This window comes from Streptomyces sp. NPDC056948, from assembly GCF_042674225.1.
Taxonomy (GTDB): domain Bacteria; phylum Actinomycetota; class Actinomycetes; order Streptomycetales; family Streptomycetaceae; genus Streptomyces; species Streptomyces purpurascens.
This window is the reverse complement of the sequence record NZ_JBHUQX010000828.1, coordinates 1-1,100: the sequence shown is the minus strand read 5'-3', so window position 1 is coordinate 1,100 and position 1,100 is coordinate 1. Positions and strand designations below refer to the sequence as shown.

Here is a 1,100-nt window from a genome sequence, read left to right as displayed (position 1 = left end):
GCCCCTGGTGGGCGGCCCGCGCGACGTGGGTGGGCTTGCTCAGGCGAGCTTGGCGGTCAGCGTGATGGGCGTGGCCTTCAGCGCCTGGCTGACCGGGCAGCCGACCTTGGCCTCCTCGGCTGCGGCGAGGAAGGCCGCCTCTTCGATGCCGGGGACGGTGCCCTCGACGGTGAGGTGGATGCCGGTGATGCCCTCACCGGGCTGGAAGGAGACGTCGGCGGAGGTGATGAGCTTGGTGGGCGGCGTCCCGGCCTTGTTCAGGATGTTGGAGAAGGCCATGGAGTAGCAGCTGGAGTGGGCGGCGGCGATCAGCTCCTCGGGGCTGGTCTTCCCGTTCGCCTCCTGGGCGCGCGACGCCCACGTGACCGGCTGCTCGCCGATCGCACCGGAGGTGTCGAAGGTGACGACGCCGTTGCCCTCGAGCAGGCTGCCTTCCCAGACGGTGTGTGCGGAGCGCGTGGTAGCCACGGTTCTTCCTTTCGCGTGCGGACTCGCGGTAGGGCCCGTCTCCGGGTCCCGTGCCCCCATCCGATCACACCCGTGGCGCCGCGTCCTTGCACGCCCCGAATTTCAGGCCGCGCGTTCCTCGCTGCTCTCCAGCGGCACCTGGGGGCCGTTCGACTCGCGCAGCCAGCGGCGCAGGACGCGGTGGACGTGTTCGGCGCCGACGAGTTCCGCCCCGTCCGCCACCGGCGCGGAGAGGACGAGGGGGGACAGCAGGAAGGGTTTGCCCTGGGCGCCGCCGAGGCCGCCGTGGGAGCCGATCTGCTCCTCGAAGGCGAGGACTTCGCCGTCGGCCGGGTCGTGGAAGGAGTTGACCATGATGTCGGCGGTGTGCGGGAACGAGTGCGTACGGCGCACCGTGTCGGCCGCGCCCGGCCCGAACGCGGCGAGCGGGCCCGGGTCGTCGTCGAGGTCCGCCAGCGGGATCTCGGCGCCGTTCGCGCCGAGGACGACTCCGCCGTGCTCGTCGCTGCGGACCAGCAGGAAACCGATGCCGGGGTGGTTGGCGAGGGTCGGCAGCAGCGCGGGGTGGCGGGCGTCGATCTCCTCCTTGCTCATCCGGTGCGTGACGTCCGGGAAGGAGACCAGGCCGAGGT

1 protein-coding gene and 1 pseudogene are annotated in these 1,100 nt (G+C 71.9%); both read right to left on the bottom strand.

Annotated elements, in window-relative coordinates; genetic code table 11:
* Positions 1–39: 39 nt before the first annotated feature.
* Positions 40–468 (bottom strand): OsmC family peroxiredoxin, encoded by a 429-nt coding sequence (locus tag ACFTZL_RS45070; protein WP_382486709.1) that lies wholly within the window; start codon positions 466–468, stop codon positions 40–42.
* A 102-nt stretch (positions 469–570) separates the two neighbouring features.
* Positions 571–1,100 (bottom strand): annotated as a pseudogene (locus ACFTZL_RS45065) (hypothetical protein); the annotation flags it as partial.